Below are 7,183 nucleotides of genomic sequence, written 5' to 3' on the forward strand. Positions count from 1 at the left end.
GACGATGACGACGTTGGGGTCGCGCCAGGTGTGGTCGGGGGCCTTGTCCGAGGTGACGACGGAGACCTGCTCGCGTTCGGTGCCCAGTTCCTCGCAGATGACGAAGGTCCGGTGGATGCCCTCCAGCAGCAGCCCGAGCTCGGCGGGGCCGGCGCCCGGCGCGGTGAGGACGGCCACCTTGGTGTGGGCGCGGCAGACGTTCACGGCCCGGCGCAGGGTGCGCGGGTGGGCGACCACCACCTGGGCGTCGTCCCAGGGCATGCCGGCCCGCGCGAAGGCGGCGGCCACCGAGGAGACGGCGGGGACGACCTCCACCTCCAGGCCGAACTCCGGTGCGCGCAGGGTGCGTACGACACCGAAGAAGCCGGGGTCGCCGTCGGCGAGCACGACCGCGGTGCCGCGGTGGGCGGCGATGCGGCGGGCGGCGAGCGCGACGCTGCCGAGGCGGATGCGTTCGGCGGCGGGCGGGATCTCGGGCAGCGCCAGGTGGTGGGCCGCGCCCGCCACGAGCGTGGCGGCGCCGAGGGCGGAGCGTGCCGCTTCGGTCAGCGGCGAGCCGTCCCAGCCGATCACCGTGACCCGGTCGGCCATCGTCGTGTGTCTCCAGGTTGTCGCAGGTCGTCAAAGGGCACGGGCCATTGGACAGGCTCCGTGAGGGTACCTGGTGAAGCTGCCGTACGCGCGGCGGCGGTGCCCCGCCGGTGATCAGTTCCAGTCGGAGTACGCGGCGAAACCGCCGGTGTCGGCGAGTTCCTCGTCCGTGCCCTCCAGGTCCTCGGGCAGCAGGCTCCACACGATGAAGTCGGTGCGCACGTCCGTCCACGTGCCGTCCTCGGCGCGGTGGCGCACTATGCACGCGTTGCGCAGGACGCCCTCGCTGATGCAGCCGATCTTCTGGGCGACCTGCTGGGCGGCGGTGTTGTCGGCGGCCGTGCGGATCTCGATGCGCTCGAACTTCTGGTCGCGCAGCAGCCATTGGGAGGTGGCGAGGGCGGCCTCGGAGGCGTAGCCCTCGCCGCGGGCCCACGGCGCGATCACGTACGACAGCTCCGCGGACCTGATGCGCCAGTTGGTCCGGGTGAGCTGGACGGTGCCGACCAGGCGCTGGGTGAGGAACTCGGTCACGGCGAGGTCCAGGCCGCGGCCCGTGGCCCGCGCGGCGGGCGCGTCCTCGGCGATCCAGCGCCGCGCGTCGGTCCCGGTGAACGGCTGGGGCACGCCGGTCCAGGCGCCGACCTGCTCGTCGTTCATCATCTCGGCCAGCGCGGGCACGTCGTCCTCGTCGAAGGGGCGCAGCACCAACCGCTCCGTGCTGATGGAGATGTTGGGGAAGGTGCCAGTCATGCGCCGCTCCGTAGCTTCGGGAAACCGTCAGGGCCTGCTGAACTGCCCAGCATGCAGCATGAAACCACTGAACCGCACGACGGGGTCCGCACCAAGTGACGGCGCGGACCCCGTGCGTGGCGGCGAGTGACCCGGGGGCGGGGCTCAGAAGGACGGGATGACCGAGCCCTGGTACTTGTCCTCGATGAACTTCTTCACCTCGGGCGAGGTGAGGAGCTTGGCGAGCTTCTTCACCCGCGGATCGTTCTCGTTGCCCTTCTTCACGGCGAGGAAGTTGCCGTAGGGGTTGTTCTTCGCGGACTCCAGGACGACGGCGTCCTGGGCGGGCTTCAGGCCCGCGGAGATGGCGTAGTTGCCGTTGATGACGGCCGCGTCGACGTCGTCCAGGGAGCGCGGGGTCTGGGCCGCCTCGACCTCCTTGAACCTCAGTTTCTTGGGGTTCTTGGTGATGTCCTGCGGGGTCGCCTCGTTGCCGGCGCCGGGCTTGAGGGCGATGAGGCCGTTGTCGGCGAGCAGTTTCAGGGCGCGGGCCTCGTTGACGGCGTCGTTCGGGACGGCGATGGTCGCACCGCTCTTGAGGGCGTCGGCCTTCTTGACCTTGTGGGAGTACAGGCCGAGCGGCTCCAGGTGCACCGTGACGACGGGCACGATGTGGGTGCCGCGCTTCTTGTTGAAGTCGTCCAGGTACGGCTGGTTCTGGAAGTAGTTGGCGTCCACCGAGCCGTCCTCGGTCGCCGTGTTGGGCGTGATGTAGTCGGTGAACTCCTTGACCTGCAGGTCGAGACCCGCCTTCTTCGCCAGGTTCTTCTCGACGAAGTCCAGGATCTCGGCGTGCGGGGTCGGGCTCGCGGCGACGACCAGCGGGCCGCTGTGGTCGTGGGTGGCGGAGGAGCTGCCGGAGCCGCAGGCGGTGAGCCCGAGGGCGAGGGCTCCGGCGGCGAGGACGGCGGTGGTGAGCTTGGCGGTGTTACGCACGAAAAGTGCCTTTCCTTAAGGGTGGTGCGACCCCGTGTGTGCCCGGGTGCGGGGAACGGGGAGTCTTCGGGGGCTCAGGCGGCCTTGCCGACGTCGGCCGCGGCCGGCTCCTTGGCCTTGAGCAGGCGGAGCCTGGGCGCGGGGCCGGAGCGGCCGCCGCGGCTGTGCAGGGAGCGGGCGGCGAGGTCGCCGGCGAACTGGATGAGGGAGATGACGACGGCGAGGATGCCGACGGTGATCCACATCAGCTGGGTCTCGAAGCGCTGGTAGCCGTAGCGGACGGCGAGGTCGCCGAGGCCGCCGCCGCCGACCGTGCCGGCCATGGCGGAGTAGCCGATGAGGGCGATGATCGTGGTGGTGGTGCTGGCGATCAGCGAGGGCAGGGCCTCGGGGACGAGCACCTTGCGGACGATCGTCCAGGTGTTGCCGCCCATGGACTGCACGGCCTCCACGAGGCCGTGGTCCACTTCGCGGACGGCCGTCTCGACCAGGCGGGCGAAGAACGGGATGCCGCCGATGGCGAGCGGCACGATCGCGGCGGTCGTACCGATGGTCGTGCCGGTGACCCAGCGCGTGAAGCTCATCAGGGCGACCATCAGGATGATGAACGGCATGGACCGGCCGACGTTCACCACCTGGCCGATCACCTTGTTGGCGACGACGTTCTGTCCCAGGCCGCCCCGGTCGGTGAGGACGAGCAGCAGGCCGAGCGGGAGGCCGGCGGCGACGGCGATCAGGGTGGACCAGAGCACCATCCGGAACGTCTCGGAACACGCCTCGAACAGCAGCGGCTGCATCTCGGACCAGGTCACTTGGCACCTTCCTTCACCAGTACGGCCTCCCGGCCCACCACGTCGATCTGCAGCCCCTGTTCGCGCAGGAACCCGATGGGCACCACGTTGTCCTCGTAGCGGCCGGGCAGTTCGATGCGCATGCGGCCGACCTGCAGGCCGCCGACGGTGTCGATGGCCGCGCCGAGGATCGAGATGTCGATGTTGTAGGTGCGCGAGAGCTGGGAGACGACCGGCTGGGTGGCGGCCTCGCCGTGGAAGGTGACGTCGAGGACGGTGCGTTCGGCGCCGGAGGCCTCGCCGCCCACCGGGAACAGCGCGGCGGCCAGCTCGGAGCCCGGGGTCGCGAGCAGCTCGCTGACCGTGCCGGACTCCACGATCCGGCCGCGCTGCATCAGGGCGGCGGAGTCGCAGACCGACTTGACGACGTCCATCTCGTGGGTGATGAGCAGGACGGTCAGGCCCAGTTGCCGGTTCAGGTCACGCAGCAGCTGGAGGATGGAGCGGGTGGTGTCCGGGTCGAGGGCGCTGGTGGCCTCGTCGGACAGGAGCACCTTGGGGTCGCCGGCCAGGGCGCGGGCGATGCCGACGCGCTGCTTCTGGCCGCCGGAGAGCTGGGCGGGGTAGGCCCTGGCCTTGTCGGCGAGGCCGACGAGGTCGAGGAGTTCGAGCGCCTTGCGGGAGCGTTCCCGGCCCGACGTGCCGAGGATCTCCAGCGGCAGCTCGACGTTGTCCTGCACGGTGCGCGAGGACAGCAGGTTGAAGTGCTGGAAGACCATCCCGATCCGGCTGCGCGCCCGGCGCAGTTCCCTTCCCGCGCGCGGTCCGCGGCCGGCCAGGGCGGTGAGGTCCTGCCCGGCGACGGTCACGGTGCCGGAGGTGGGGCGCTCCAGCAGGTTGACGCAGCGGATGAGGGACGACTTGCCGGCGCCGGACTGGCCGATGACGCCGTAGACCTCGCCTTCGCGGACGTGGAGATCGACGCCGTCGAGGGCGGTGACCTCGCGGCCGCGGGAGCGGTAGACCTTGGTCAGGCCCGATGTGGTGATCACTGGATTTCCGTCACTGTCGAGTGCGCGGGCGTGGGTGTGCCCGGGCACGGAGCGTTTCGTGCGTTCGGTCAGGGACGTGGCGCGGTTCTCGCGGTGGCGGTGGAACCGGGCAGAACGTCGTGTGCGCGGGGGCGGCCTTCAGTCGTACGACCGGACTCGGACGTCGCGCAGGCCACGGCTCTCGCTTCGGGGCGCGAGGCTCAGGTGGTGCAGGGGCCCTCTAGAAGGCGCACATTCGACACGGACACATACAACGAGCACCGGGCGTCGTGGTCGCCTCGGTCGCAGGGATGCGGCTGCTCGTGCTGGTCATGCGATCAGTAAACCAGACGTACGCTCCTGACCGGTCACCGCTGTCCGCATCGTGGACAGCGGTGGACAGCACGGCCCGGGCCTCGGCGGCGGACGGAGATCGCCATTGCCGCGTCGGTGACCAGTGCGGACAGGGCCGCCGGGTTCGCGACGACCAGGTCGGCGTCCCGTTCCTCCGCTCGGTGGGTTGTGGCCAACGCCACGGTCGCCATGCCGGCCTCGCGGCCCGGCCGCGGTCCGGCGGGGGCGTGCTCGACGACCACGCAGCCGGCCGCGTCGACGCCCGGCCGGCGGGCGGCGAGCAGACGGGGCTCGGGGTCGGTTGTGCCGCGGCGGACGCCGCGGGTGACGTCGTCCGCGCCGACCAGGACCCTGGGCGAGACGCCCACCGCGTGGCGGCGGTGTACGGCGGGGTCGGCGACGATGGCCCGTTTCCGCCGTAATAGGGTCACGGCATGCTCACTGTCCTGACGCTGGTGACCGGGGTCGCCGCGCTGCTGCTCGCCGCCTGGTGCGGCTGGGCCGCCTACCGCGACCAGCCGACCAAGGACTGGCACTTCATCGGCATGGCCGTGGTGGCGCTGCTGGCGGTGGTCCAACTGGTGGCCGGGATCGTGCTGCTGGCGCGAGGCGAGAAGCCGGCCCAGGGGACGACGATCTTCGTGGCGTATCTGCTGGGCGCGTTCGCGTGCATTCCGGCGGCGGGGTTCATGTCGCTGGCCGAGCGGACCCGCTGGGGTTCGGTGACGGTCGCGGCGGGCGGCGTGGTACTGGCCGTGCTCGAGGTGCGGCTCTTCGACATCTGGGGAGGCTGAGGTGACGGCGGTGGAGGAGAAGCCGACCCGGCTGATCAGCGGGCCGGGCATGCTCCTGGTCTGGTTCTACGGCGTGATGGTGGTCGGCGCGGTGTCGCGGTCGGTGTTCCAGATCGCCACGGAGTTCGACCGGGCGCCGCTCGCCTATGCGCTGTCCGCGGTGGCGGGCGTGGTGTACGGGTTCATCACGTACACGCTGATCCGGGGCGGGGAGACGGCCCGCAGGGCGGCACTGGTGTGCTGTGCCGCCGAGCTCGCGGGTGTGCTCCTCGTCGGTACCTGGACCCTGGTCGACCGCTCGGCGTTCCCGGACGCGACCGTGTGGTCCTACTACGGGGCGGGGTACGTCTTCATCCCGGTGCTGCTGCCGGTCTCCGCCCTGTACTGGCTGCGCAGGGCGCGGGGCGGCGTCACGCGGTAGCCGCGTATGTCCCCACCGGCTTCTCCAGGATGATCAGCTCCACGCCGTCCGCGCCCGTGGACCGGCCCACCGTCTGGTAGCCGGACTTGCGGTAGAGGCGGAGGTTGCCCTCGCTGCGGTGGCCGGTGTGCAGGCGGAACCGGGTGGCGCCCCGCTCCTGGGCGAGCGCCGCCTCGGCAGCGCGCAGCAGCCGCGCCCCGATGCCGTGGCCCTGGAGCCGCGGGTGGACGCAGAGCTTGCCGATGGCGGCCGCGCCGTCCTCGGTCACCTTGCCGCGCACCGAGCCGACCACCTCGTCGCCGAGCCGCGCGACGAACACGCAGTCGCCGGCGACCTCCTGACGGACGGAGTCCAGGGTTTGGACGAGCGGGTCGATGCGGTAGTTGCCGTACAGCGCCGCCTCGCTCTGGAAGCACAGGTACTGGAGCCGGAAGATCTGCTCCGCGTCCTGTTCGGTCGCCGCCGAGATGGTCACGCTCATGCCCATGTGTGCATGCCTCCCGCTCACCTGATCATCTGTCGTCCCTCACTCCTATCCCCGCACTGGACGGGAAGCAACCTCCGGGTTGAGCAATCGCCGCAGACATCCCAGACATCTGGAACGTTCCGGGCCGAGACTGCCCTGTGAGATACCCAACTCCCCCGCGATCTCCCGGTAGGTGAGGTCCCGGGGAGAGAGCAGCGCCTCGATGAGCCGGGGGCAGCGGCCGGGCAGCCGGCGGATCGCGTCGCGCAGTGCGCGGTACCGGGCGGCCGTGAGGACGTGCTGTTCGGGCCCGGGGCGCTGGTCGTCGGCCGGCTCGGCGTCGTACGGCCGCTCCAGGCGGGTGGTGCGGCGGCTGCGGCGCGCCTCGGCGCGGACGGCCCGGCGCAGCCAGCCGTGCGGGTCCGGCGGCGGCCCATGGGTCTGCAGCCGCTCCAGCAGCCGCAGCCAGACGGCCTGTTCCAGGTCGCCCGGCTCGCTTCCGGCGGCGTGTGCCTCGGCGGAGGCTTCCGCGGTCAGCAGCGGGTGCAGGGCGGCTACCAGGTCGTGCGTCATATGCGGAACGACGCGCCGCCCCGGGTCCGGGTTCCCGGGACGGCGCACACTCGGCCCGAACGAGTGCCGCGGTCACGGGCGTTGACGTGGACTCACTCGCCCAGGAAGTCCGCGCGGGCGAGGACGCCGGTGTCGGCGTTGTCGGTGAAGACGCCGTCGATGCCCGTCGCGAAGTACGTCCGGAAGGCGCCGACGGCCGGCGAACTCGGGGTGCGCGGCGACGTCCGTGGTGCCGCCGATCTCCGGCTCGTGCCTGCCGACGAGGTGGCCGTCCCTGGTGGGCACCAGGTCGCCCGCCTCCACCACGTCGGCACCAAGGTCCAGGGCCAGTTCGTACGAGCCGAAGGTGTGCTCGGGCCGGTAGCCGCCGGCACCGCGGTGGCCGATGATCGTCGGCACCGGCAGGCCCTTCAGCCCGCGCCGGGCCGGCCCTC

9 protein-coding genes and 2 pseudogenes are annotated in these 7,183 nt (G+C 71.5%); 2 read left to right on the top strand and 9 right to left on the bottom strand.

From position 1 onward, the window contains the following. The 6 genes and pseudogenes from cbiE to ACLU3S_RS34690 form a co-directional block, all read right to left on the bottom strand. The coding region (gene cbiE / locus ACLU3S_RS34665) for a precorrin-6y C5,15-methyltransferase (decarboxylating) subunit CbiE (RefSeq protein ID WP_413955948.1) at positions 1-591 on the bottom strand (591 nt) is incomplete at its 3' end. A 114-nt stretch (positions 592-705) separates the two neighbouring features. Then, complete coding sequence (locus tag ACLU3S_RS34670) at positions 706-1,344, bottom strand: GNAT family N-acetyltransferase (protein ID WP_413955949.1); 639 nt, start codon at positions 1,342-1,344, stop codon at positions 706-708. A 144-nt stretch (positions 1,345-1,488) separates the two neighbouring features. Next, positions 1,489-2,319: a MetQ/NlpA family ABC transporter substrate-binding protein gene (locus tag ACLU3S_RS34675; RefSeq protein WP_413955950.1), complete on the bottom strand. Its 831-nt coding sequence runs from the start codon at positions 2,317-2,319 to the stop codon at positions 1,489-1,491. 74 nt (positions 2,320-2,393) lie between these two features. Next, on the bottom strand, positions 2,394-3,131 hold the full coding sequence (locus ACLU3S_RS34680; RefSeq protein ID WP_413955951.1) for a methionine ABC transporter permease: 738 nt from the start codon (positions 3,129-3,131) through the stop codon (positions 2,394-2,396). Continuing rightward, a complete protein-coding gene (locus tag ACLU3S_RS34685) occupies positions 3,128-4,162 on the bottom strand; it encodes a methionine ABC transporter ATP-binding protein (protein ID WP_413955952.1) in 1,035 nt (344 codons plus the stop codon). Before ACLU3S_RS34685 ends, ACLU3S_RS34680 begins: the two co-directional genes overlap by 4 nt. Before the next feature lie 347 nt (positions 4,163-4,509). Beyond that, positions 4,510-4,875: pseudogene (locus tag ACLU3S_RS34690) on the bottom strand (hypothetical protein); the annotation flags it as partial. 54 nt (positions 4,876-4,929) lie between these two features. Between ACLU3S_RS34690 and ACLU3S_RS34695 the strand changes: the two are divergent. Both ACLU3S_RS34695 and ACLU3S_RS34700 read left to right on the top strand, forming a co-directional pair. After that, positions 4,930-5,289, top strand: a complete 360-nt coding sequence (locus ACLU3S_RS34695) for a hypothetical protein (RefSeq protein ID WP_413955953.1) — start codon at positions 4,930-4,932, stop codon at positions 5,287-5,289. Position 5,290: 1 nt separating this feature from the next. Next, entirely contained in the window at positions 5,291-5,710 is a 420-nt protein-coding gene (locus tag ACLU3S_RS34700) for a hypothetical protein (protein ID WP_413955954.1), read from the top strand. Here ACLU3S_RS34700 and ACLU3S_RS34705 read toward each other — a convergent pair. The 3 genes and pseudogenes from ACLU3S_RS34705 to ACLU3S_RS34715 all read right to left on the bottom strand — a co-directional run. Next, on the bottom strand, positions 5,700-6,197 hold the full coding sequence (locus ACLU3S_RS34705; protein ID WP_413955955.1) for a GNAT family N-acetyltransferase: 498 nt from the start codon (positions 6,195-6,197) through the stop codon (positions 5,700-5,702). The genes ACLU3S_RS34700 and ACLU3S_RS34705 overlap by 11 nt on opposite strands. A gap of 45 nt (positions 6,198-6,242) precedes the next feature. Continuing rightward, positions 6,243-6,749 carry a sigma-70 family RNA polymerase sigma factor gene (locus ACLU3S_RS34710; protein ID WP_413955956.1) on the bottom strand — a complete coding sequence of 169 codons (507 nt, stop codon included), beginning with the start codon at positions 6,747-6,749 and terminating at the stop codon, positions 6,243-6,245. A gap of 189 nt (positions 6,750-6,938) precedes the next feature. Next, positions 6,939-7,183: pseudogene (locus ACLU3S_RS34715) on the bottom strand (glycerophosphodiester phosphodiesterase family protein); the annotation flags it as partial.

Source organism: Streptomyces sp. AF1A (genome assembly GCF_047340315.1).
Taxonomy (GTDB): Bacteria; Actinomycetota; Actinomycetes; order Streptomycetales; family Streptomycetaceae; genus Streptomyces.